General features: G+C 71.6%; 25 protein-coding genes. 4 read left to right on the top strand and 21 right to left on the bottom strand.

The window, feature by feature from the left end; translation table 11 throughout:
• The 7 genes from GXW76_RS20700 to GXW76_RS20670 form a co-directional block, all read right to left on the bottom strand.
• Positions 1–1,197: DUF3300 domain-containing protein (locus tag GXW76_RS20700; protein WP_211864001.1), on the bottom strand; the 1,197-nt coding region annotated here is incomplete at its 3' end.
• A 99-nt stretch (positions 1,198–1,296) separates the two neighbouring features.
• The gene (locus tag GXW76_RS20695) at positions 1,297–1,884 is read right to left on the bottom strand and encodes a GNAT family N-acetyltransferase (RefSeq protein WP_338151006.1); all 588 of its coding nucleotides are present in this window, start codon (positions 1,882–1,884) and stop codon (positions 1,297–1,299) included.
• Positions 1,881–2,540, bottom strand: coding sequence for an imidazole glycerol phosphate synthase subunit HisH (gene hisH, locus GXW76_RS20690; protein ID WP_246514568.1), 660 nt, complete (start codon positions 2,538–2,540; stop codon positions 1,881–1,883). The genes GXW76_RS20695 and hisH overlap by 4 nt, the downstream gene beginning before the upstream one ends.
• A gap of 11 nt (positions 2,541–2,551) precedes the next feature.
• Positions 2,552–2,926, bottom strand: coding sequence for a DUF2628 domain-containing protein (locus GXW76_RS20685; RefSeq protein WP_211863999.1), 375 nt, complete (start codon positions 2,924–2,926; stop codon positions 2,552–2,554).
• Positions 2,927–2,928: 2 nt separating this feature from the next.
• Positions 2,929–3,543, bottom strand: coding sequence for an imidazoleglycerol-phosphate dehydratase HisB (hisB, locus tag GXW76_RS20680; protein ID WP_211863998.1), 615 nt, complete (start codon positions 3,541–3,543; stop codon positions 2,929–2,931).
• Between the two features lie 46 nt (positions 3,544–3,589).
• A complete protein-coding gene (locus GXW76_RS20675) occupies positions 3,590–3,961 on the bottom strand; it encodes a PilZ domain-containing protein (protein ID WP_211863997.1) in 372 nt (123 codons plus the stop codon).
• On the bottom strand, positions 3,958–4,107 hold the full coding sequence (locus tag GXW76_RS20670; RefSeq protein WP_211863996.1) for a hypothetical protein: 150 nt from the start codon (positions 4,105–4,107) through the stop codon (positions 3,958–3,960). The genes GXW76_RS20675 and GXW76_RS20670 overlap by 4 nt, the downstream gene beginning before the upstream one ends.
• 143 nt (positions 4,108–4,250) lie before the next feature.
• Here GXW76_RS20670 and hslV point away from each other — a divergent pair, with 143 nt between their 5' ends.
• The 3 genes from hslV to GXW76_RS20655 all read left to right on the top strand — a co-directional run bounded on the left by hslV (position 4,251) and on the right by GXW76_RS20655 (position 7,215).
• Positions 4,251–4,817, top strand: a complete 567-nt coding sequence (hslV, locus tag GXW76_RS20665) for an ATP-dependent protease subunit HslV (RefSeq protein WP_211863995.1) — start codon at positions 4,251–4,253, stop codon at positions 4,815–4,817.
• A 162-nt stretch (positions 4,818–4,979) separates the two neighbouring features.
• Positions 4,980–6,305 carry an ATP-dependent protease ATPase subunit HslU gene (gene hslU / locus GXW76_RS20660; protein WP_211863994.1) on the top strand — a complete coding sequence of 442 codons (1,326 nt, stop codon included), beginning with the start codon at positions 4,980–4,982 and terminating at the stop codon, positions 6,303–6,305.
• A 127-nt stretch (positions 6,306–6,432) separates the two neighbouring features.
• A complete protein-coding gene (locus tag GXW76_RS20655) occupies positions 6,433–7,215 on the top strand; it encodes an FTR1 family protein (protein WP_211863993.1) in 783 nt (260 codons plus the stop codon).
• A 169-nt stretch (positions 7,216–7,384) separates the two neighbouring features.
• Here the strand turns inward: GXW76_RS20655 and trpA are convergent, their stop codons facing one another.
• From trpA to GXW76_RS20605, 10 genes are all read right to left on the bottom strand, one after another.
• Complete coding sequence (gene trpA, locus GXW76_RS20650) at positions 7,385–8,215, bottom strand: tryptophan synthase subunit alpha (RefSeq protein WP_211863992.1); 831 nt, start codon at positions 8,213–8,215, stop codon at positions 7,385–7,387.
• Positions 8,212–9,453: a tryptophan synthase subunit beta gene (gene trpB / locus GXW76_RS20645; protein ID WP_211863991.1), complete on the bottom strand. Its 1,242-nt coding sequence runs from the start codon at positions 9,451–9,453 to the stop codon at positions 8,212–8,214. The genes trpA and trpB overlap by 4 nt, the downstream gene beginning before the upstream one ends.
• A gap of 402 nt (positions 9,454–9,855) precedes the next feature.
• Positions 9,856–10,824 (bottom strand): dienelactone hydrolase family protein, encoded by a 969-nt coding sequence (locus GXW76_RS20640; protein WP_211863990.1) that lies wholly within the window; start codon positions 10,822–10,824, stop codon positions 9,856–9,858.
• A gap of 52 nt (positions 10,825–10,876) precedes the next feature.
• A complete protein-coding gene (locus GXW76_RS20635) occupies positions 10,877–11,515 on the bottom strand; it encodes a phosphoribosylanthranilate isomerase (protein WP_211863989.1) in 639 nt (212 codons plus the stop codon).
• A gap of 4 nt (positions 11,516–11,519) precedes the next feature.
• Positions 11,520–12,236, bottom strand: coding sequence for an orotidine-5'-phosphate decarboxylase (pyrF, locus tag GXW76_RS20630; protein WP_211863988.1), 717 nt, complete (start codon positions 12,234–12,236; stop codon positions 11,520–11,522).
• Positions 12,233–12,544: a lipopolysaccharide assembly protein LapA domain-containing protein gene (locus GXW76_RS20625; RefSeq protein WP_211863987.1), complete on the bottom strand. Its 312-nt coding sequence runs from the start codon at positions 12,542–12,544 to the stop codon at positions 12,233–12,235. Before GXW76_RS20625 ends, pyrF begins: the two co-directional genes overlap by 4 nt.
• Before the next feature lie 13 nt (positions 12,545–12,557).
• Positions 12,558–12,881: an integration host factor subunit beta gene (ihfB, locus tag GXW76_RS20620; RefSeq protein WP_211863986.1), complete on the bottom strand. Its 324-nt coding sequence runs from the start codon at positions 12,879–12,881 to the stop codon at positions 12,558–12,560.
• 63 nt (positions 12,882–12,944) lie between these two features.
• Positions 12,945–13,859, bottom strand: coding sequence for a signal peptide peptidase SppA (sppA, locus tag GXW76_RS20615; RefSeq protein WP_211863985.1), 915 nt, complete (start codon positions 13,857–13,859; stop codon positions 12,945–12,947).
• 243 nt (positions 13,860–14,102) lie between these two features.
• The gene (gene rpsA, locus GXW76_RS20610) at positions 14,103–15,815 is read right to left on the bottom strand and encodes a 30S ribosomal protein S1 (RefSeq protein WP_211863984.1); all 1,713 of its coding nucleotides are present in this window, start codon (positions 15,813–15,815) and stop codon (positions 14,103–14,105) included.
• 250 nt (positions 15,816–16,065) lie between these two features.
• The gene (locus GXW76_RS20605) at positions 16,066–16,830 is read right to left on the bottom strand and encodes a 3-ketoacyl-ACP reductase (protein ID WP_211863983.1); all 765 of its coding nucleotides are present in this window, start codon (positions 16,828–16,830) and stop codon (positions 16,066–16,068) included.
• Between the two features lie 542 nt (positions 16,831–17,372).
• On the opposite strand from GXW76_RS20605, the gene GXW76_RS20600 reads away from it, so the two are divergent.
• On the top strand, positions 17,373–18,362 hold the full coding sequence (locus tag GXW76_RS20600) for a Bug family tripartite tricarboxylate transporter substrate binding protein (protein ID WP_211863982.1): 990 nt from the start codon (positions 17,373–17,375) through the stop codon (positions 18,360–18,362).
• 89 nt (positions 18,363–18,451) lie between these two features.
• Here GXW76_RS20600 and GXW76_RS20595 read toward each other — a convergent pair whose 3' ends face one another.
• The 4 genes from GXW76_RS20595 to GXW76_RS20580 all read right to left on the bottom strand — a co-directional run bounded on the left by GXW76_RS20595 (position 18,452) and on the right by GXW76_RS20580 (position 21,577).
• Complete coding sequence (locus tag GXW76_RS20595; protein WP_338151005.1) at positions 18,452–19,678, bottom strand: MFS transporter; 1,227 nt, start codon at positions 19,676–19,678, stop codon at positions 18,452–18,454.
• A gap of 261 nt (positions 19,679–19,939) precedes the next feature.
• Positions 19,940–20,716 carry a sulfite exporter TauE/SafE family protein gene (locus tag GXW76_RS20590; RefSeq protein WP_211863981.1) on the bottom strand — a complete coding sequence of 259 codons (777 nt, stop codon included), beginning with the start codon at positions 20,714–20,716 and terminating at the stop codon, positions 19,940–19,942.
• Positions 20,717–20,720: 4 nt separating this feature from the next.
• Positions 20,721–21,248 (bottom strand): rhodanese family protein, encoded by a 528-nt coding sequence (locus GXW76_RS20585; RefSeq protein WP_211863980.1) that lies wholly within the window; start codon positions 21,246–21,248, stop codon positions 20,721–20,723.
• Positions 21,245–21,577, bottom strand: a complete 333-nt coding sequence (locus tag GXW76_RS20580) for an ArsR/SmtB family transcription factor (protein ID WP_211863979.1) — start codon at positions 21,575–21,577, stop codon at positions 21,245–21,247. Before GXW76_RS20580 ends, GXW76_RS20585 begins: the two co-directional genes overlap by 4 nt.
• Positions 21,578–21,781 lie beyond the last annotated feature (204 nt).

Genomic DNA, 21,781 nt, shown 5'->3' with positions numbered 1-21,781 from the left:
GCCGCGGTCGCCGACGCCGCCCCGGTCACCCGGCCCGCCGCGGTCGCCGATGCCGCCCCGATCCCCAGGGCCACCGCGCCCGCCGATGCCTTCCCCGCGCTGCGCCTGGTCCACCCGGCCGCGGAACTGATCCCGCGCCCCGGCGCGGTCCGCCCCGCCCGCGCCGGGCCGGTTCTGCTGGTAGCGGTTGCGCACCTCGTCGTTGCGATAAGCCACGCCCTGGCGATGCGTGCTGTCATGCCGCCAGGTGTTGCCGCTGATGTTGCTCGCGCGGTTGGCGTTGATCTGGTTGTAGCGCGACGCATTCACGTTGATGTCGCCGCCGCCCCAGTTCGCGCTCCCCCAGCCCCAGAGCGAGCCGACGATCGCCGCGCCCCCTGCGAAGGCCATGCCGGTCAGCAATGCGCTGCCGAGGCCCCAGCCGACCGGCGGCGGGTAGTAGGCGGGCGGGCTCGCCGGATACGGCCAGGACCCATAGACGACGTTCGGGTCGTAGGCCGGCACATAGACCGTGTCGGGCTGCGTCGGCGCGATGGTGATGACCTGCGGCGGTGGGGCCACGGCCGGGGCGGCAGCGCCGGCGGCGGGCGGCGTGGTGACGTTCTGCGTCACCGTCACCGTCTGCTGCGGCCCGGACTGCAGCGCACCGCTCGCCTGGGCGCGGCCGCGCAGCACCTGGACGGCGTTCATCACGTCATCCTGCTGCGCCAGCACCGCGTCGCCGACCTGCTGGGTCCATTCCAGCTGGTCGTTCATCATGGTCAGCACGTCGGGGAAGGGCACCAGCGACTTCACCGAGGGATCCCAGCTCTGCGGGCTCAGCGCCTGCGCCAGCGCATCGCCGCGCAGCGATCCGTTCTGCCCCTGGCCGAGCCAACGCTTCGCCTGCACCACCTCGAGCGGATAGGTGGACGCCATCAGCATCTGCATCAGCAGGTCATCGGGATAAAGCGCGATTGGCGCGAGCATCTGCTCGAGCTGCGCCTGGGTCAGGCGGTCCTGCTGGCCGGATGTCGCGACGGGCCGCGGCGTGGGTGCGGCCGCCGGCGGCGTGCCCTGCGCCAGTGCGCGCGGCATGCCGCCCGAGAGGCCGGCGACGCCGCCGAACGCCAGCGCCAGGGCCACGAAGGCGGCCCGCCGCGCCTCGGCGGGTCCGGGACCATCGCCGCGGAACCGCGGCGGTCGGTGACTGGGCATGGCTGAGCGGCCTTCCTCGGCGTTTGCGCGAAACGTTCCGGCTCGGCGCATGAGAGCGCAACTGCCGGTGGGAATCCAGCGCGGCGATGCCGCGCGCCGTCAGACCGCGCCGTCGATCAGTTCGCCCGTGCTACGCCCCCGGCCGGGCTCCAGCGTCTTGAAGTAGAAGTGTCCCGCCACGGTCTGGCCCTTGGCCCGCGCGTAATACGGGTGCGTGCCCCAGTGCACGTAGCCGAGGCTCTCGAACAGCGCGATGGCGGTGGTCTGGGTTTCCCGCACGTCGAGGTTCAGCACGCGGTGGCCGAGTGCGGCAGCGCGTTCCTCCACCCGCCGCACCAGCAGGCGCGCCAGCCCGAAGCCACGAGCATAGGGCGCGATGTAGGCGTGGGTCAGGGTCGCGCCGAAGGCTTGCGCCTCGTTGTTGCGGGGCGGGCGGACCAGTTGCGCCGAGCCCACCGCATGCCCGTCCAGCCGGGCGACGAAAAGCTCGCGCTCGGGCACCAGCAGCACGCCGCGGAAATGGCGTTCGAGCGCGCCGCGGCCCTGGGGCTCGAGCCAGCCGAAGCCGCCGCCCTCGATGATGGCGGCGTCGGTGGCTTCCGCGAGGTCGGCGAGGTCGGATTCGGACAGGCGCTCGACGCGCTCGATCGCCAGTTGGCGGCCGGCCTGCAGGGCGGCGGAGTTCACGGTTCCCACCTCAGGAAGTTGGCGAGCATGCGCAGCCCCACCGGCCCGCTCTTCTCGACGTGGAACTGAAGTCCGGCGAGGTTGCCGCGCGCGATGATCGCGGTCACCGGACCGCCGTAGTCGGTGGTGGCGACCACGTCCTCCGGATCCTCCGCCTCATAGGCGTAGGAATGGACGAAATAGACCTGGTCGCCGGGCTTCACCCCGTCGAGGACCGGGTGGAAGCCTTCCTCGAAGGACAGGGCGTTCCAGCCCATCTGCGGCAGGGGCAGGGGCCGGCCGTCGGCGCCGCGCGGGTCCATCGGCGCCACCGCGCCCGGGATCCAGCCGAGGCCGGGTGTCTCCCCGTGCTCGAGCCCCTTGTCCGCCATCAGCTGCATGCCGACGCAGATGCCGAGGAAGGGCACGCCCATGCCGCGCACGCGGCGCTCCAGCGCATCCACCATGCCGGGCAGGGCATCGAGGCCGCGCCGGCAGGCGGCGAAGGCGCCCTGGCCGGGCAGGACGATGCGGTCGGCCTCGGCCAGGTCGGCGGCGGCGGTGACGACGCGCACCACGGCCTCGATATCGTTGTCCTCGGCAGCTTTCTCGAAGGCGCGAACCACCGAGGCCAGATTGCCCGAGCCCGGATCCACCACCGCCACGCGCTGCGCCATCGCCTGCCCCCTCATACCGCTGCGCGGGCCAGGTCCGGGCGGAAGGAGGCGAGGTTGAGGAAGGCCGCATCCTCGTCCCGCGCCACCAGCACCGCTTCCGGCCGGAAGCCCTTCAGTCCCAGCCACCAGCCTTGCAGGTTCCGTGCCTCGAGGCCGATGAAGAGTTGCACACCCGCGAGCAGCAGCGGCGCCGCGGCTGGCGGCAGCAGCGCGGCGATCGCGGCGACCGCAGCGGCGTGCATCGCCGCCAGGGCGATCAGTCCCTTGGAGAGGAACCACAGCGTCGGGAAGAGCAGCGCGCCCCAGGAAAAGCCGTCGCGCACCAGGAGCGTCCGGGGCGCCTTCCGTTCGGAGGGCGGCCTCGCCAGCACCGTCCAGACTCGCATCCTCAGGCCTCCAGCACGCCCTTTGTCGAAGGGACAGCACCCGCGGCCCGAGGGTCGGGCTCGGTGGCCTGACGCAGCGCCCGTGCGGCCGCCTTGAAGCAGGCCTCTGCGACATGGTGCGCGTTGGTGCCCGCCTTCAAGGTCATGTGAAGCGTGATGCCGGCGTTGAAGGCGAAGGCGCGGAAGAATTCCTCGAACAGCTCGGTGTCCATCTCCCCCACCTTGTCGCGGGCGAAGGGGACGGACCAGGCGAGGAAGGGCCGGCCGGAGATGTCCACGGCGCATTCGGCCAGTGCCTCGTCCATGGGCAGGAGGGACTGGCCGTAGCGGCGGATGCCGCGCTTGTCCCCCAGCGCCTTGCGCAGGCACTGGCCGAGCACGATGCCCACATCCTCGGTCGTGTGGTGGAAGTCGATGTGTAGGTCGCCCCTGGCCTCCACCACCATGTCGAACATGGCGTGGCGGGCGAGCGCGGTCAGCATGTGGTCGAGGAAGCCGATCCCGGTCGCGACCTCGGACCGGCCGGAGCCGTCGAGGTCGAGGGTCGCGCGGATCGCGGTCTCGGCGGTTTCGCGCGTGATCTCGGCGCGGCGCGGCGGTGTGGTCAGGCCTTCCATGGGGCGCTTCCTACGCCCGGGGCCGGGTCCGCCGCAACTTGCCCGGTCAGGCGCCGGGTGGGCGGGCGGATTCGGCCAGGATGCCGCGGATCGCTTCCCGCGCCAGGGGCGAGAGCGCGGTGAAGGCGAGGCCGATGCGCCCGTTCTCCGTCGCGACGACGCGCACCGGCAGGACGGCGGTGTCGATGACGAGGTGCCCCTCGTCGCCCGGCGCGGCGATGTCGGAGGGCGCCTCCACCCCCGCGCCGCCTTCGGAGAGGTCGAGCAGGTTCACGGCCAGCGCCCGCCCGGGCAGTTCGAGCCTGGCGCCGCACCCCATCGGCGAGCGGTCCGAGGAGCGTCGGTCCGCCGCCGTGCCACGCGGGGCCGGGGCGGCGGCGCGCGCGGCGGGGGGCAGGTCGGGCCGCATGACGGTCATGGCGAGCCCTCGGCCGCGGCCATCGGCCCGCAGCCCGCCATCAGGGCCGAAGCCGCGACGGACGCGAGCCCGGACAGGAGCGGCGTCGATGGCAGGAAGCCGGAGGCGGCGCCGCCGGCCAGCGGGAGGAGTTCAGCGAGCATCATCGCACGATATACAACCATGGCGAGCAATGCCGAGCCGTTAACAATCACGTCATTCCCCTGCCAGCGGCGGGGCGCGCGGTTCCTGTGCCTCGCCGGCCCTGCCTGTTGAGTCGCGGCGCCCGCCAGCCCAAATACGCGCCGTGATGAACTCCCCACAAAACGATCCCCTCGGGTGGCACGGCACCACCATCCTCTGCGTGCGCAAGGGCGGGCGCGTCGCCATGGCGGGCGACGGGCAGGTTTCGCTCGGTCAGACGGTGGTGAAGGGCAACGCCCGGAAGGTCCGCCGCATCGCCGGCGGGAAGGTGCTCGCCGGCTTCGCCGGCGCCACCGCAGATGCCTTCACGCTGCTGGAGCGGCTGGAGGCGAAGCTCGAACGCTTCCCCGACCAGCTCGAGCGCGCCTGCGTCGATCTGGCCAAGGACTGGCGCACGGACCGCTACCTCCGTCGCCTCGAAGCCCTGCTCGCGGTCGCCGACCGCAACCGTTCCCTGCTGCTGACCGGCCAGGGCGACGTGCTGGAGCCGGAGGACGCCATCATCGGCATCGGTTCCGGCGGCAATTACGCGCTGTCCGCCGCGCGCGCCCTGCTGCCGGTGGACGGCCTCGATGCGGAGGAGATCTGCCGCCGCTCGATGAAGATCGCGGCCGACATCTGCGTCTACACCAACGGCAACATCGTTCTCGAAAGCCTGGATCCGCAAGCGTGACGCCGACCCGATCGAATCCCCCCTGCGGATCGCGGCCTGCCGCGATCCGGGAGCGCGGATGCGCGACCGCGCCCAACCCACCCATTGCCGCCGGCGCACCAGTGCGCGGCGCGAAGCCAAGCCGGCCGGATGGCCGGCGCCCGGCGTCCGAGGGCCAAGTGAATGTCTGAAGCCATCAACCTGAGCCCGCGCGAGATCGTCTCCGAGCTCGACCGCCACATCGTCGGCCAGCAGGACGCCAAGCGCGCCGTCGCCATCGCGTTGCGCAACCGCTGGCGCCGCCAGCAGCTCCCGGACGGGCTGCGCGAGGAGGTGGTGCCGAAGAACATCCTGATGATCGGCCCCACCGGCGTCGGCAAGACCGAGATCGCGCGACGCCTGGCGAAGCTCGCCAACGCGCCCTTCCTCAAGGTCGAGGCCACCAAGTTCACCGAGGTCGGCTATGTCGGCCGCGACGTGGAAAGCATCGTCCGCGACCTGGTGGAATCCGCCATCACCATGGCGCGCGAGCAGGCCCGGCGCGGCGTGCAGGCCAAGGCGGAACTCGCCGCCGAGGAACGCCTGCTGAGCGCCATGGTCGGCGAGGGCGCCTCCGGCGAGACCCGCATGAAGTTCCGCCGCATGCTGCGCGAAGGCAGCCTCGAAACGCGCGAGATCGAAGTCCAGGTGGCCGACGGCGGCGGCGGCATGCCGATCGGCATGATGGACCTGCCGGGCCAGCAGGGCATCCAGATGCAGAACATGCAGGAGATGCTCGGCAAGATGTTCGGCGGCCGCCAGAAGCCGCGGAAGATGACGGTGGCCGAGGCCCGCATCGCGCTGACGAAGGAGGAGGCCGACAAGCTTCTGGACCAGGACGCGCTGGTGCGCGACGCGGTGGCGAATGCGGAGGCCAACGGCATCGTCTTCCTCGACGAGATCGACAAGGTCTGCGCCCGCACCGGCGAGGGCGGCTTCCGCGGCGGGGATGTTTCACGTGAAGGCGTGCAGCGCGACCTGCTGCCGCTGATCGAGGGCACCACGGTCACCACCAAGCACGGGCCGGTGAAGACGGACCACATCCTCTTCATCGCATCCGGGGCCTTCCACCTGGCGAAGCCGTCCGACCTGCTGCCCGAACTGCAAGGACGGTTGCCGATCCGCGTGGAACTCGCCGCACTCACGCGCGACGACTTCCGCCGGATCCTGACCGAGCCTGAACATTCGCTGCTCAAGCAGTACACGGCGCTGCTGGGGACCGAGGGCGTCACGATCGACTTCGCGCCGGAGGCGATCGACGCGGTCGCCGACCTCGCGGCCGAGGTCAATGCCGCGGTCGAGAACATCGGCGCGCGGCGCCTGGCCACCGTGCTGGAGCGGCTGCTGGAGGAGGTGTCCTTCACCGCCTCCGATCGCGGGGGCGAAACGGTGCGGGTGGACGCGGCGATGGTGCGCGACCGCGTGGCTCCGCTCGCCGGCAGTGCGGACCTGTCGCGCTTCATCCTGTGACGAACGGCGCGGCCGGGGCGATCCCCGGCCGCGCTCTCCCCTGCCGCACATGAACGCGATTTCATCGGACAGGCGGCCAGGGTGCGGCTATTGAATGCGAACCATTCGCATTCGCAGGATAGTCGCCGTGATTTCCTCCTCCGTCGATGCCGGGCTCATCCTGTTTCGCGAAGGGCTCGAGGCCATTCTCGTCCTCGCCGCGCTCGCGGCCTTTCTCAAGCGCGCCGCGCCCGAGCGTGTGGGGCACCTCGGCTGGGGCGCCGCGGCCGGTGTGGGCGCGAGCATGCTTGCCGCGGTCGCCTTCATGGCCTGGCGCGGTGGCGACCACGACGACAGCATCGAGGGCATCGCCTGCCTGCTCGCGGCGGGACTGATGCTCTGGACGGGTGGCTGGCTGGCTCGCCGCTCCGACCCCCGCGCCTGGAGCGCCGACCTGCGTCGCCGCGCCGAGGCGGCCATCGCTTCGCGGCGTGTCGGCCTCGCCGTCGGGGCGATCGGCTTCCTCGCGATCTTCCGTGAAGGGGCGGAGACGATCCTCTTCCTGACCGCCCTGCTGCGCGAGGCGCCCAGCCCGGCGGCGCTGCTGCCGGGGCTCGGCGTGGCGGCAGTGGTGCTCGCGGGCGTCTGGGTCGCGATCACGCGGCTGGCGGTGCGGCTGCCGTTGCGGCCGCTGTTCCTCGGGACCTCGGTGTTCCTGCTGCTGATGGCAGTGCGCCTCGCCGCCGCGGCGGTGCAGGAATTCCAGGAACAGACGCTGATCCCCTTCGACCCGCTCAACCTGCCCGGCTGGGCCGAGGCGCTCGGGCTGCCCGGAAACATCGAACAGGCGGCGGCGATGGTGATCGTGGTTCTGCTTGCCTTGCCGGCGCTGGTGGCGGGGCTACGCGCGAACGGGCAGGCGGCGGCTTGACGCGATCTGGAGGGGCTCCGCCCCTCCAGGCCACCCCGCCAAAGGCCGAAAGGCCTTTGGAAACCGATACCGGGGAAGTCCGGGCAGGGTCGGTGCCAAAGAATGGTTCCCAAAGGCCTTTCGGCCTTTGGTGGGGAGGTCCGGAGGGGCAAGGCCCCTCCGGGATCATTCACGCCGCCGACTTCACCCCGCGCACCGCTTCCGCCAGCGCGCGCACATGGTCCAGCACCTTCCGAACCGTATCCGGCTTCGCGCGCCCCTGGTCATCCAGGCTGGCGGCGAGCGTCTCCACCAGCGCGGTGCCGACCACCGCGCCGTCGGCGATGCGCGCGGCTTCCGCCGCCTTCTCCGGCGTGCGGATGCCGAAGCCGATGCAGATCGGCAGGTCGGTGTGCGGGCGCAGGCGCGGAATGGCGGCGGAAAGATCCGCGCCGGAGGCGCTGCGCGTCCCGGTGATGCCGGTGATCGCGACGTAATAGACGAAGCCCGTGGTCGCAGCGAGCACGCGCGGCAGGCGCGCCTCGTCCGTGGTCGGCGCGACCAGGCGGATCAGGTCGAGGCCGTTCGCCTTGGCCTGCGGCTCGATCTCATCGGCTTCCTCGGGCGGCACGTCCACCATGATCAGCCCATCGACGCCGGAGGCCGCGGCATCGTTGCAGAAGCGATCGACACCGTAGGACAGCACGGGGTTGAAGTAGCCCATCAGCACGACCGGCGTCGCGGCGTCCTCCTTGCGGAAGTCGCGCACCAGGGCGAGCACGCCGGCGAGCGTCGCCCCCGCCTTCAGCGCGCGCAGCCCCGCCTTCTGGATCGAGGGGCCGTCGGCCATCGGGTCGGTGAAGGGCACGCCGATCTCGATCACGTCCGCGCCCGCGCCGGGCAGTCCGCGCAGGATGGCGAGCGAGGTCGCGGGATCGGGGTCGTAGCCTTCGAGGAAGGTGACGAGCGCGCCGCGCCCCTCGCGCTTCAGCGCAGCGAAACGGTCGGCGATCCGGTTCACAGCTTCACCCCGAGATGATGCGCCACGGTGAAGATGTCCTTGTCGCCGCGGCCGGAGAGGTTCAGCACCACGATCGCGTCCCTCGGCATGGTGGGCGCGAGCTTCATGACATGCGCGAGTCCATGCGCCGTTTCCAGCGCGGGGATGATGCCCTCGAGCTTCGAGCAGACCTGGAAGGCCTCCAGCGCCTCGTCGTCGGTCGCCGTCACGTAGTTCACGCGGCCCGCCTCGTGCAGCCAGGAATGCTCGGGCCCGATGCCGGGATAGTCGAGGCCGGCGCTGATCGAATGCGCTTCCTGGATCTGGCCGTCGGCGTCCTGCAGCAGGTAGGTGCGGTTGCCATGCAGCACGCCGGGGCGGCCGCGGGTGATGGAGGCGGCGTGTTCCTCGGTGTCCACGCCGCGGCCCGCGGCCTCGACGCCGTACATCGCGACGCCCTCGTCATCGAGGAAGGGATGGAACAGCCCCATCGCCGAGGATCCGCCACCGACCGCGCAGACCAGCGCATCCGGCAGGCGCCCTTCGGCGGCGAGGATCTGCTGCTTCGTCTCCTCGCCGATCACGCACTGGAAGTCGCGCACCATGACCGGATAGGGGTGCGGGCCGGCGACCGTGCCGATGCAGTAGTAGGTGTCGTGGACGTTCGCCACCCAGTAGCGAAGCGCCTCGTTCATCGCGTCCTTCAGCGTCGCGGCGCCGGACGTGACGGGCTCCACCTCCGCGCCCAGCAGCTTCATGCGGAAGACGTTGGGCTGCTGCCGGGCGACGTCCGTCGCGCCCATGAAGACCGTGCAGGGCAGGTTGAACAGCGCGCAGGCGGTGGCGGTGGCGACGCCGTGCTGGCCGGCGCCGGTCTCCGCGATCACGCGCGTCTTGCCCATCTTCTTCGCGAGCAGGATCTGCGCGAGCACGGCGTTGATCTTGTGCGCGCCGGTGTGGTTCAGCTCCTCGCGCTTGAAGTAGACCTTCGCGCCAAGGTCGTCTCGCGCGCTGTTCGCGCGAAGGTGCTCGGTCATCCGCTCGGCGAGCCACAGCGGGCTCGGCCGGCCGACGTAGTCCTTCAGCAGCCGCCGCCATTCCGTCTGGAAGGCGGCATCGGTCTTCGCCTCCTCATAGGCACGCTCCACCTCGAGGATGAGCGGCATAAGGGTCTCGGCGACGAAGCGGCCGCCGAACTGGCCGAAGCGGCCGCGGCCGTCGGGCCCCTGGCGGAAGGAATTGGGGAGCGGCTTGTTCAAGGGGGGTCTCTCTCGGGCGTCCCGGAAAGCGAATCGTTTAGCGGATACCCTCGGCGCCGGCCATAGCGGTGCGCCATGCGCGGGGCGGCGGCTGCTGCCCGAACGCCCCGCCCGGCCGGCGCCTGAAGGGAAGGAACCCATCCTTCGCCCGACCGCTGCGGCACGAGACGGCGCGTTGTGCCGCGAGCGCGAAGCGTGACCGCGCGCGGCATCCCGTCGCCGGGAGTGCGCCCTCCCCGCGCGAAGCCAAGGGCCGCGGATGCGGCCCGCCCGTCTTCCTCTTGTTTTGCACGCGGCCGCCCGACCGGCGCCGCGTGTTGTGTTGCACGCGGCCGCCCCGCCAGCCCCGCGTGCGGATACGCTCGGCAATGATGCCGGGCGCATGAGGGTAAGAAAGCAGCTTCAGCGCACGCGGGCCTCGATCACATGCTGGCGCATGTGGCCCGTGACTTCGCCCACGGCGCGGCCTCGCAGCGCGGCATCGCCCTGGGTCTCGGTGCCGAGGCGCCGGCAGGCCTCCCTGCTGCGCTGATAGGCGGCGACCGTCGCCTCGTTCGCCCCGATGCGGAACAGCGAGACGCCGGTGACGCCCGAGGCCCTTTCCCGCCACAGCCCGTCGGGCCCCTGCTGCCAGACGCAGCGGGTGATGTTCTCGCCCTGCGGGTCGGTGCGGACAGGCCCCGCCGGGTCATCGAAGCCGTGGCGGGCGTTCTGGTAGGTGCTGACCGTCACGTCCCCGCTCGCGGCGCGGAGGTAGGAAGCCAGGTCGTCGCAGGAGGCCTTACCCGTGCGGTTGTCGCGGTCGCCCACGATGATGCGGATCGGCCGCCGCCCGGTGTCGCGGTTGCCGAGGCGATAGGTGCATTCCGGCGCCACCGCCGCGAAGGCCAGGAAGCGCGCCGCATCCGCCGGCCGCCCCTGGGAGACGACGCTGTGCGTCGCCAGCAGCGTGCCCCCGCCCCCGCCTTCCCCGAAGCCCACCAGCCCGACGCGGCGGCGGTCGATGCGCGGATGCTGCACCGCCTGGTCGAGCGCGCCGTAGGCATCCAGCGCGAAATCCAGCGCCGTGACCCAGGCGCGTTCCGAAGGAGGACGGGAGGCATCGATGCTGCGGGAGGAATAGTGGTCCAGTACCAGCACCGCCGCCCCGGAACCCTTCAGCGCATTCACGTAGTCGTTCAGGTGCGCGTCGCGCTTGCCCCGCACGTCATGGGACAGGATGACCAGCGGCACGCGCTGCGTCCCCTCGGGCAGCCAGAGCTCGGCGCCCATCGCCTGCCCGCCCGAGCCGGCATAGGTGATGGGGTCCGGCCGCGGTCCGCTCGCGCAGGCGGCGAGCAACAGGACCAGCAGAAGCGGCAACACGCGCATCGATCGTTCCTCCATCGGAGGGAGGCACGCTGGGACGTCGTCGCCCGGCCCGTCAACCCTTCGCGGCAGCAACGAAGGCGCGGATGAGCCCGGCGTCCTTCACCCCCCGCGCGCGCTCGACACCGGAGGAGACATCCACCCCGGGGGCGCCGGCGGTGCGGATGGCCTCGGCCACATTGGCCGGCGTCAGGCCGCCGGCGAGCAGCCAGGGCTTCGGGATGGCGCGACCGGCCATCAGCCGCCACTCGAAGGGCTGGGCGTTGCCGCCCGGCAGCGGCCCGCCCGGCGGCGGGCGGGCGTCGAACAGGAAGCGGTCCACCACGGGCGCGAAGGCGGCGACGGGGGCGAAGTCGGCTTCCTCGGCGATGCCGAGCGCCTTCATCACCGGCAGGCCGAAGCGGGCGCGGATGGCGGCGGCGCGCTCCGGCGTCTCCTCCCCGTGCAACTGGATCAGGCCGAGCGGCACGGCGGCGAGGACCGTGGCGATGTCCTCGTCCGTCGGATCGACGAAGAGCCCAACGCGGACAGGCCCGCCGACGTGGCGCGTGGAGAGCGCGGCGGCGGCCCTCGGCGCGACGAAGCGCGGCGAGGGCGGGAAGAAGACGAAGCCGATCAGGTTCGCCCCGGCTTCCACCGCGGCGTCCATCCCTTCGGCATCCCGAATGCCGCAGATCTTCACATCGACGGCCATGGGATCAACCGGGGATGGCGGCGGCGATGGCCATTGCGGCGGCCGCAGGGTCGGGCGCGCCGGTGATTGGCCGGCCGACCACGATCCAGTCGGCGCCGGCGGCCACTGCCTCGGCCGGGGTGGCGACGCGTGCCTGGTCGCCCACGGCGCTGCCCACCGGCCGCACGCCAGGAACCACCAGGGCCGGACCGGGGCCCAGTTCCGCGCGCAGAAGGGCGGCTTCCTGCGGGCTGCACACCAGCCCGTCGGCGCCCGCCGCCACCGCCATCTTCGCCAGGCGCAGCACCTGTTGCGCGGGGGTGTCCGCCACGCCGGTCGCGGCGAGTGCTGCGGCATCCATGCTGGTCAGCACCGTGACGGCGAGCAGCAGCGGCCGGGCTGTGCCCGCCTTCTCCGCTTCCGCCCGCGCCGCGGCGATCATGGCCGGGCCGCCGCCCGCGTGCAGCGTGACCATCGCCGGGCGCAGCGGCAGGAGGGAGCGCAGCGCGCCCGCCACCGTGTTCGGAATGTCGTGCAGCTTGAGGTCGAGAAAGACCGGCGCATGCCGCGCGACGGCGGTGACCGCGGGACTGCCCGCCGCGCAGAACAGTTCCAGCCCCACCTTCAGCACACCGCAGCGACCGGCGAGCGAGGCGGCCAGCGCCTCCGCCTTCGCGAGGTCGCCGGTGTCGAGGGCGGGGATGATCCGGGGTGCGCCGCCCTCCGCGGGCTTCGCGATCATGTCGCGGGCCCCGCCAGTCGGTCCGCCGCCGCCGCCTTCTCGGCCGCGTGGATGCGGTCGATCTCGCGCTGCAGGGCCGTCGCGCGGCGCCGCGCCAGCCAGCCGCGCCGCCGCGCCGGCAGGTCCGAGAGCCATACGATCGCCGCCCCAAGAAGGAAGGTGAATGCCGCCGGCACCAGCACCGCAAGCGAAAGCGGCAGCGACCAGACGAAGTCGAACGGCCAGAGGCGCAGGTCCACTTCCTGCCTGTTCGACAGGGCGAAGAGCACCACCAGGGCTGCCAGCGGTACGAAGAGGATCAGGCGCATGGGCGCCCTTTTATCAAGCCGAGGCCCGTGCCGCCACGCGCCTCGGCGCCGTCGGGCCAGGCTTGTTGATGCGTTCGCGCAATTCCTTGCCCGGCTTGAAGTACGGCACGGACTTGGCGGAGACCTCCACCGCCTCCCCCGTGCGGGGGTTGCGGCCGGTGCGCGGGTCCCGCGCCTTGGTCGAGAAGGCGCCGAAGCCGCGCAGTTCCACCCGGTCCCCGCGGGCGAGGGCGGCGGTGATCTCGTCGAAGATGGTGGTGACGATCAGCTCGACGTCGGGCTGGCGCAGATGCGGGTTGGCACCGGCGAGATGCGCGATCAGCTCTGACTTTGTCATGCTTGGCATTTTCCCCGGGGGCGCGGCTTCGACCAGCCACGGCGCCATGTGCGCAGCGAAGTGTCAGCGCGAAGGCTGCCAAAGGGCGCGGGGGGCGTCAACGCCAAGCCATTCCGAAAAAAGGCTTTTCATCACCGTTTCGGTGGCGGAGGACAGCAGGCGCTCCGCCGTGCCGCGGGTCCGCACGTCCCGGATCGGCAGGGTCTCGGGCACCTGGCGCTCGGCGGCGAGCCACGAACGCGCTTCCCGCTCGCCGCCGATCGCGTCCACCAGACCGGCCTCCAGCGCCTGGCGGCCGGTGAAGACGCGGCCGTCGGCGAGCGACCGGGCGCGGTCCGCATCCATGTGCCGGCCCGCCGCCACCATGCCGACGAACTGGGCGTGAAGATCCTGGATCACGCGATCCATCGCCGCGCGCCCTTCCTCGGTGAGCGGGCGGAAGAGGCTCGGCTGGTCCTTGAGCGGGCCGGAGGCGAAGACCTGGGGACGGATGCCGGCGCGCTCGAGGAGTTCCGACACCTCGAAGCTCTGCAGCAGGACGCCGATCGAGCCGGTGACGGTCGATTCCCGCGCGAAGACGCGCTGCGCCGGCAGCGCCGCCATGTAGCCGGCGGAGGCGGCGGTCGCGCCCATCACGGCCACCACGGGCTTGCGCTCGGCGAAGCGCCGCAGGGCGGCGTGCAGCGCCTCGCCCCCCGCCATCGTGCCGCCTGGGCTGTCGATGGCGACGATCAGGGCGCGCACGGAGGCGTTCTTCGCGGCTTCCTCCAGCGCCTCGATCACGCGGCGGTCCTCGGAGATGAAGCCGGAGACGGGCAGGCGCAGCACATGGGCAGCGCCGGGCAGCACCTGGTCGCTGCGCAGGCCGGCAAGCACGGCCAGCGCGCCGAAGACCGAGAGGATGGCGAGCGCGCGCCACAGCGTCAGGCGGCGGCGCAGGCGGCGACGGTCGGCGAGGAGGTCGGCGTCGAGGGACATTCAGTCTCAATGGCAATGCCGGAAAGGGTGGGCAAGGGGCGAGAGGGGCTTTGCCCCCCTCGCGCTCCCCCCACCAAAGGCCGAAGGGCCTTTGGAAACCGATACCTGGGTTCCCGCGGGTCCAGGGGACCGCAGTCCCCTGGTGGGGGAGCCCGAGGGGGCAAAGCCCCCTCGGAAACGAAAAACCCCCGAGGCGTTTCCGCCCCGGGGGTCCTTGCCGTCACGCCGAAAGGCGTTCCGGGATCACTCCTCGCCGGCCATCTCGCGGCGGCGGCGGATCGCCGCGCCGAGGATGTCGCCCAGCGACGCGCCGGAGTCGGCCGAACCGTACTCCTTCATCGCCTCGCGCTCCTCCTCGATCTCCTTGCCCTTGATGGTCAGGGCGAGGCGACGGGCGGCGCGGTCCACCGCGGTGACGCGCGCATCGACCTTCTCGCCGATCGCGAACTTGTCCGGGCGCTGGTCGCCGCGGTCGCGGGCGAGCTCGGCGCGGCGGATGAAGCCCGTCAGGACGTCATCGACCTTCACCTCGATGCCGTTGGCCTCGACCTTCGTCACCACGCAGGTGACGATGTCGCCCTTGCGGACGCGGTCCAGCACCTCGGCGGCCGGATCGGCCTCGAGCTGCTTGATGCCGAGGGAGATGCGCTCCTTCTCGACGTCCACGTCGAGCACCTTCGCCTTGACGATCTGGCCCTTGTTGTAGGCCTGCATCGCCACTTCGCCGGGCTCGTCCCAGGACAGGTCGGACATATGGACCATGCCGTCCACATCCGGGCCGACGCCGATGAACAGGCCGAACTCGGTGATGTTGCGGATCTCGCCCTCGATGATCGAGCCCGGCGCATGGGCTTCGAGGAACAGCTCCCAGGGGTTGCCCTGGGCCTGCTTGAGGCCGAGCGAGATGCGGCGCTTCGGCTCGTCCACGTCGAGGATCATCACGTCCACCTGCTCGGAGGTGGCGACGATCTTGCCCGGATGGACGTTCTTCTTCGTCCAGGACATCTCGGACACGTGCACGAGGCCCTCGACGCCCGGCTCCAGCTCCACGAAGGCGCCGTAGTCGGTGATGTTCGTGACGCGGCCGGCGAACTTCGCGTTGACCGGGTACTTCAGCGCCACGCCGTCCCACGGGTCGGACATCAGCTGCTTCATGCCGAGGCTGATGCGCTGGGTCTCGCTGTTGAAGCGGATGACCTGCACCTTCACCGGCTGGCCGATGGTCAGGGCCTCGCTCGGGTGGTTGATGCGGCGCCAGGCGATGTCCGTGACATGCAGCAGGCCGTCCACGCCGCCCAGGTCCACGAAGGCGCCGTAGTCGGTGATGTTCTTCACCACGCCGTCCAGGATCATGCCTTCCTTGAGGCCCTGGATCAGCTCGCTGCGCTGCTCCGCACGGGTCTCCTCGAGGACGGCGCGGCGCGACACGACGATGTTGCCGCGGGCGCGATCCATCTTGAGGATCTGGAAGGGCTGGGGCGAACCCATCAGCGGGCCGACGTCGCGCACCGGGCGGATGTCGACCTGGGAGCCCGGAAGGAAGGCCACCGCACCGCCGAGGTCGACGGTGAAGCCGCCCTTCACGCGGCCGAAGATCACGCCGTTCACGCGCTGGTTGGCGGTGAAGGACTTCTCGAGGTTCGTCCAGGCTTCCTCGCGGCGGGCCTTTTCGCGGGACAGGACGATGGAACCGTCACGGTCCTCGTAGCGCTCGACGAAGAGCTCGATAAGGTCGCCCGGCTTCACCTCGGCCTTCTGGCCGGGGGCCGCGAATTCCTTCAGGGGCACACGCCCCTCGCTCTTGAGGCCGACATCGACGACCGCGACATCGTCATCCACCCGGATGACCTTGCCGGTAACGACCGAGCCGGCAAAGCCGGTGTCGGCACCGAGGGTCTCGTCGAGAAGGGCGGCGAAGTCCTCGCTGCCCGCGCGGTCGGCGGTAATGGTGGCCATGCAGTCCTGTGCTTTCCGGTGTCACCCGCCACGTCGCAGCGGGAGATGCGGTCTGCGCCCCCGCTCGCTTGCGGGAACGACTTGGCCCGGCGCGCCTATCGCGGCTGCGTATCCGGACCCGGATGGGTGGGCGCGTATCGGCTCGCCCCTTTTCCGGCCCCTTGAACAGGGCAGCCTTTCCGAAACGGAAAGACAGCGGCGCTTAGGCTCACACAGGAAAAGAGTCAAGGAGAAGCGGGCGCATCCGCGCTCAGAAGCGCGGCATGAGCATGCCGCCGTCGATCGGGAAGGCGTGGCCGGTGGAATAGGGCATGGCCCCGGCGGCCAGTGTCGCGATGGCGTGGCCGATATCCTCCGCCTCCCCCCAGCGGCGGATCGGCGCTAGGCCCTGTTCGAGCAGCGCGCCGTAGCTGTCCCACACCCCGCGCGTCATGTCGGTGCGGACGACGCCCGGCTGGATGTCGTAGGCGTTGATGCCGTGCGCCGCGAGCCGCATCGCGAACAGCTTCGAGACCATCGAGACACCGGCCTTGGAGACGCAGTATTCCGCCCGGTTGAGCGACGCCATCACCGCATTGACCGAGGAGACGAAGACCAGGCTGCGGTGCCCGCGCGTCGGCGCGCCGCCGGCGATCATCCGCTTCGCCATGCCCTGGCTGAGGAAGAAGACGGCCCGCGTGTTGGTGTCGAGCAGCCGGTCCCAGGAATCCGGCGTCGTCTCCAGCATGTCCTGGCGCTTCGCCACCTGCACCCCGGCGATATTGGCGAGGCATTCCAGCCCGCCGAAGGCTTCCCAGGCGGCATCGAGCAGCGCGGCATGGCCCTCGACATCCGAGACATCGGCGCGGAGGAAGGCGAAGCGCCCGCCCGCCGCCTCGACGGCGGCGCGGGTTTCCTCCGCGCCTTCATCGGCGATGTCGGCGCCGACCAGGTCGAAGCCCTTCTCGGCGAGGGCGACGCAGGTGGCGCGGCCGATCCCGCGCCGCGCGCCGGTGACGAAGGCGGCAGGCTTCATGATGAGGACTCCCCTGGCATGGGCATCCCCTGGACCCGGCCCTGGAACGGCGCGCCACGGGCAGCGCCGCCCCTTCTGACAACAAGGCCCGCCCCACCGGTGAGGTGGAGCGGGCCTGATCGCCGTTGACCGGCGCCGTTTTCCTGGACGTTGCCCCGAACTGAGCGGTTACATCTGACGTGATTGTTGACAGGCGGGTCAACCCAGTAGGTGTGCGCTGCAACATGTCCGGTGGGATCGGTGCGGATCCTCGTCGTCAACCGAGGCACCATCCCGGCCGCCAGCGTGCGCATCGGCGCTGCGGCGCGCGCCGTCGCCTCCCCGGGTCCCGACATCGAGGCGGTCCTTACGTCCTTTGGCCTGTCGCCGATCGTCACGCCGGCGGGCTGGCGCGTCGCCGGGCGCGGGCGAGGCTGGCCGCGCCTCGCCGCTGTCGGGCGCCGCGGAGGAGATCGCAGGGATCTACGGGAGGCGGCCGATTTGCGTCACGGACGCGCGATGCGGCACGATGCGGCCACAGAACACAAAGTCTGGGGAAACGCATGATCCGTCGCCGGGAAATCCTTGCCGCATCGCTTGTGGGAGGCGTCGCAGCGCCGACCGTCCTCAACGCGCAGACGGCGGGCGGCGCTTGGCCGAACCGGCCACTGCGCATGATCATCCCCTGGCCGCCGGGCCAGCAGACCGACGTGGCCGCGCGGATCATCGCGCAACTGCTGTCGGAACGCCTCGGCCAGACGGTGGTGCCGGACAACCGGCCGGGCGCGGGCGGGCAGATCGGCACCAATGCGGTCGCGAAGGCGGCACCGGACGGGTACACGCTGCTTGCCGCCTCGATCGGGCCGATCACCTTCGGGCCGCTGGTCACGCGCACGCCCTACGATGTGGAGAAGGAACTGGCGCCGGTGGCGAGCCTCGGCGCCGCCCCCTTCATCGCGCTGGTGAAGCCCGACTTCCCGGCGCGCGACCTGCGGTCCTTCATGGACCTGCTCAAGGCCAACCCGGGCAAGTACAGCCACAATTCCTCGGGTGTCGGCGGCGCGCAGCACCTGGTCACGGCGCTGTTCCTGGCCAAGGCGGGGCTCGAAGCACTGCACGTGCCCTTCCAGGGCAGCGGGCCGGCGCTGGCGGCGCTGCTCGGCGGCCAGGTGGATTTCGGCTTCGACACGCCGGCGGCGGCCGGGCGGCTGGTGCGGGACGGGCAGTTGCGCGCGCTGGGCGTGACCTCGGCGCAGCCCTCCCCGCTGGTGCCGGACGTGCCGCCGATCGCGGCGGCAGGCGGGCCCACGGATTACGACGTGACCTCGTGGTTCGGGGTGATGGTGCCGACCGGGACGCCGCGCCCCATCATCGACCGCCTGGCGCAGGAGGTCCGTGCGGGCGCTGCCGGCCGGGAATTGCGCGACCGCTTCGCCGGCATCGGCATGTCGGTGGACGGTGCCAACGGGCCGGAGCAGTTCATGAACAACCTGAAGTCGGCCTGGGCGACCTTCGATCCGGTGATCCGGCAACTCGGCATCCGCGCGGAGTGATCCGCGCGGGGCGGCGGCATGGCGCGCGGGGCGGCCGCGCGCAGGACGTCAGGACTCTGTTGCCGCGTCAGCCGAAGTGCTGACCGGCATCAGGCCGTAGCCAGCCGCGCCCGCCGCCAGCGAATGCCGCGCCGCAGCAGCCACAGCGCGATGCTCAGGTTCAGCAGGTTCCAGGCGATGCCGTTCCACATCGCCGCGCGGTAGGATCCGGTGGCGTCGAACAGCGCGCCGGCCATCCAGCCGCCGAGCGCCATGCCCAGCAGCGTCGCGGCGAAGGCGATGCCGACCCGCGTGCCGGCTTCCTCGGGCGGGAAGTTCTCCCGCACGATCATGGCGTAGGACGGCACGATGCCGCCCTGGAACAGCCCGAACACCGCGCTGACGACATAGAGCGCCACCATCCCGTCCGCCGGCAGGAAGAGCAGCAGCGCAACCCCCTGCAACGCGGAACCGAGCGCCAGCGTCGCCAGCCCGCCAATGCGGTCCATCACCAGCCCGAAGCTGAGGCGGGAGATGATCCCGGCAGCGAGCATGACGGAGAGCATCTCCGCCCCCCGCTGCGCGCCGTAGCCGAGATCGACGCACAGCGCGACGATGTGCACCTGCGGCATGGCCATGGCGACGCAGCAGGCCACCCCCGCGACGCCGATCACGAATTGCAGCGTGCCGGGCGTAAGGCCGAGCGGCATGGCCGGGGCCGCGCCCTTCGCTGCCGCGGGCCTCGGCGGCGGCATCGGCGCCCGGCGCCGCAGCGTGAGCGCAATCGGCAGCATTGTGACCAGCGCGACCGCCGAGAGCGCGACATGCGTGTCCCGCCAGCCGTAGTTCGCCACGCCCCATTGCAGCACCGGCGGCCAGATCGCACCCGCGAGGTAGTTGCCCGAGGCCGCCAGCGCGACGGCGATGCCGCGCCGCTTGTCGAACCACAGCGACGTATCCGCGACCAGCGGCCCGAACACCGCGGCCGAGCCGAAGCAGCCCATCAGCACGCCATAGGCGAGGCCGAAGGTCATCAGGCTCGGCGCCATCGCCGCCGCGATGCCGCCGAGGGCCATCGAGACGGTGCCGATCAGCACCGGCACCATCACCCCGAAACGGTCCGCGAGCCGCCCCATCAGCACGCCGCCGACGACGAAGCCGACCATGGTCATGGTGTAGGGGAGGGAGGCGCCGGCCCGCGCGGTGCCGAATTCCGCCTGCACGGCGGGCAGCACGACGACGACCGACCACATCGGCACGCTGCCGACAGTGGCGAGTGCGATGGCGGCAACCAGGCGCCGCCAGGCGATCGGCGAATCGATGACGTCGTCAGCCACGGCCGTGCCCGGCGTGTCGCATGGGGGTTCCTCCCGGTGCGGCCACCGTGGCAGGGACGGCCGCCGCGCGCCACCGCGCCGGGCGCCGGGGCGCCATGCGAAGCGCGCCGGACGGGCCTGCCGGGCAGGCCTCGCCCAGGGTCGCGCGGCGCATGCGCGGCCCGGCGCGTGGTCGGGTTCATGTTCTGATGGCCCGCCCGCCGAAGGTCGGGCAGTGCGCGCGCGGCCTGGCGCGTGGTGCCGGCCGGGTCGCGCGGGAGGTCAGCCCATCCCGCGCACCAGCATCGCCACTGCGATGCCGGCCAGCATCACGGCGAACAGGCGTGTCAGCACCGCCGGGCGCCCACCGAGCCGCCGCGCCGCCGCGGTCCCGCCGAAACTTCCCGCAATGCCGCCGGCGACAAAGAGCGCCGCAACGGTCCAGTCCACCAGCCCCGACAGGGCATAGGACAGTGCGGTCGTCGCCCCGAACGCCGTCACCGCCACCAGGGAGGAGCCGATCGCCTGCAACGTGCTCATCCCCGTCGCCGCCACCAGGCCCGGCATGACGAGGAACCCCCCGCCGATCCCGAAGAAGCCCGACGCAAGCCCGGTCGCGCCGCCGATCCCGGCCAGCGCCGGCGCATTGCCGCGCGATAGCCGCACGGCCGGGGCCGTGACCGATTCCTTCCGCCGCAGCATCAGCACGGCGACGACCAGCATCAGCACCGCGAAGGCGGCGAGCAGCACCTGCCCGTCGATCCGCTTGCCGATGGCGGCGCCGGCTGCCGCGCCGGCGATGCCCGCCGCGGCGAAGACGCTGGCGCAGGGCCAGCGGACATTGCCAGCCCGTGCGTGGCCGATCAGGCCGGTGGCGGCGTTCAACGCCACCGCCACCGCGCTGGTGCCGATGGCGAGGTGCGGCTGGCGCATCCCGACCACATGGACCAGCAGCGGGACGGCGAGGATCGAGCCGCCGCCACCCACCAGCGCGAGGACGAAGCCGACCATCCCGCCCGCGACGCCCGCGAGCAGGGCCTGCAGCCCGGTGATGTCCATGGGATCAGGCCGCGCGCTTGTTCCAGGGCATCACGGCAAGCAGGTTCGCCATGCCGCAGAACCCGGTGACGCCCGCGACCACCAGCCCCGCGCCGACGAAGGCCGCGAGCCCGTAGAAGCCGGGCGCCACGAAGGCACCGAGCAGCACGCCCAGCAGCACCAGCGAGCCGGCGGCGATCTGCACCTGGCGCATCAGCGGCAGCGGCGCGCTGCGGTTATCGTTGACCGGCAGGCCGGCGCGGCGCCAGGCGTCGATGCCGCCTTCCACGATGAAGGCGCCGCAGGCGCCCGCACGTTCGCCGAGCCGCGCCGCGTTCTCCGCCGTGCGGCGGCCGGAGGCGCAGTGGAAGATCACCGGCTTGCCTTCCTGCACCGCGAGTTCCGCTTCCGCCAGCCGCGACAGCGGCAGGTGGGCGGAGCCGGGGATGTGGGTGCGGGCGCGCTCGTCGGCCTCGCGGATGTCGACGAGAAGGGCCTCGCCGGCGCGGAGCATCTCGGCCGCGCGGGCCGGGGTGACGGTGGGAAGGGTCATGGCTTGCCTCGGGATTCCTGGTCGGATTGGGGTGCGCAGAACACGCCATGCAGGGCTGCGAGCAGCTTCTCGAGCCGCGGGTCGGCGATCCGGTAGTGGATCGTCGTGCCGGCACGCCGGGTGGCGACCAGCCCGTCATCCCGCAGCCGCTGCAAGTGCTGCGACATGCTGGGTTGGGACAGGCCGGTCCGCTCGGCGAGTGCGCCGACCGTCACCTCCCCCTCCTGGAGCAGGTGGCAGAGCAGCAGCAGCCGGCGGTCATGCGCGAGAAGGCGCAGCATTTCCGCGGCTTCCCGGGCATGGGCTTCGATGTCGGCGACGAGGGTCATGGCTGAACTATTCACTTGTTCTTAGATATAGAAATCCGTATATAAGCGTCAAGCTATTTTTGGAGACCAGCGCCATGGCCCCTGCCATCCGGCCCTTCTTTGACGAGCCGACCAACACGGTGAGCTACCTGGTGTGGGATCCCGCGACGAAGCGTGGCGCGGTGATCGACCCGGTGCTCGACTGGGACAACCGCTCCGGCACCG

This window comes from Neoroseomonas soli, from assembly GCF_018129065.1.
GTDB classification, from domain to species: Bacteria; Pseudomonadota; Alphaproteobacteria; order Acetobacterales; family Acetobacteraceae; genus Neoroseomonas; species Neoroseomonas soli.
The sequence above is the reverse complement of the archived record's forward strand: the minus strand, read 5'-3'. Positions and strand labels throughout refer to the sequence as shown.

Bases quoted from the DNA above. Each gene is read 5' to 3' on its own strand.
- pyrF (WP_211863988.1), bottom strand. From the start codon at position 12,236: ATGATCGCGAAGCCCGCGGAGGGCGGCGCACCCCGGATCATCCCCGCC.
- GXW76_RS20605 (WP_211863983.1), bottom strand. From the start codon at position 16,830: ATGAAGCCTGCCGCCTTCGTCACCGGCGCGCGGCGCGGGATCGGCCGC.
- hslU (WP_211863994.1), top strand. From the start codon at position 4,980: ATGTCTGAAGCCATCAACCTGAGCCCGCGCGAGATCGTCTCCGAGCTC.
- GXW76_RS20580 (WP_211863979.1), bottom strand. From the start codon at position 21,577: ATGACCCTCGTCGCCGACATCGAAGCCCATGCCCGGGAAGCCGCGGAA.
- GXW76_RS20635 (WP_211863989.1), bottom strand. From the start codon at position 11,515: ATGGCCGTCGATGTGAAGATCTGCGGCATTCGGGATGCCGAAGGGATG.
- GXW76_RS20600 (WP_211863982.1), top strand. From the start codon at position 17,373: ATGATCCGTCGCCGGGAAATCCTTGCCGCATCGCTTGTGGGAGGCGTC.
- ihfB (WP_211863986.1), bottom strand. From the start codon at position 12,881: ATGACAAAGTCAGAGCTGATCGCGCATCTCGCCGGTGCCAACCCGCAT.
- GXW76_RS20590 (WP_211863981.1), bottom strand. From the start codon at position 20,716: ATGGACATCACCGGGCTGCAGGCCCTGCTCGCGGGCGTCGCGGGCGGG.
- GXW76_RS20640 (WP_211863990.1), bottom strand. From the start codon at position 10,824: ATGCGCGTGTTGCCGCTTCTGCTGGTCCTGTTGCTCGCCGCCTGCGCG.
- sppA (WP_211863985.1), bottom strand. From the start codon at position 13,859: ATGTCCCTCGACGCCGACCTCCTCGCCGACCGTCGCCGCCTGCGCCGC.
- GXW76_RS20670 (WP_211863996.1), bottom strand. From the start codon at position 4,107: ATGATGCTCGCTGAACTCCTCCCGCTGGCCGGCGGCGCCGCCTCCGGC.
- GXW76_RS20685 (WP_211863999.1), bottom strand. From the start codon at position 2,926: ATGCGAGTCTGGACGGTGCTGGCGAGGCCGCCCTCCGAACGGAAGGCG.
- GXW76_RS20625 (WP_211863987.1), bottom strand. From the start codon at position 12,544: ATGCGCCTGATCCTCTTCGTACCGCTGGCAGCCCTGGTGGTGCTCTTC.
- rpsA (WP_211863984.1), bottom strand. From the start codon at position 15,815: ATGGCCACCATTACCGCCGACCGCGCGGGCAGCGAGGACTTCGCCGCC.
- hisH (WP_246514568.1), bottom strand. From the start codon at position 2,540: ATGGCGCAGCGCGTGGCGGTGGTGGATCCGGGCTCGGGCAATCTGGCC.
- hslV (WP_211863995.1), top strand. From the start codon at position 4,251: ATGAACTCCCCACAAAACGATCCCCTCGGGTGGCACGGCACCACCATC.
- GXW76_RS20675 (WP_211863997.1), bottom strand. From the start codon at position 3,961: ATGACCGTCATGCGGCCCGACCTGCCCCCCGCCGCGCGCGCCGCCGCC.
- hisB (WP_211863998.1), bottom strand. From the start codon at position 3,543: ATGGAAGGCCTGACCACACCGCCGCGCCGCGCCGAGATCACGCGCGAA.
- GXW76_RS20585 (WP_211863980.1), bottom strand. From the start codon at position 21,248: ATGACCCTTCCCACCGTCACCCCGGCCCGCGCGGCCGAGATGCTCCGC.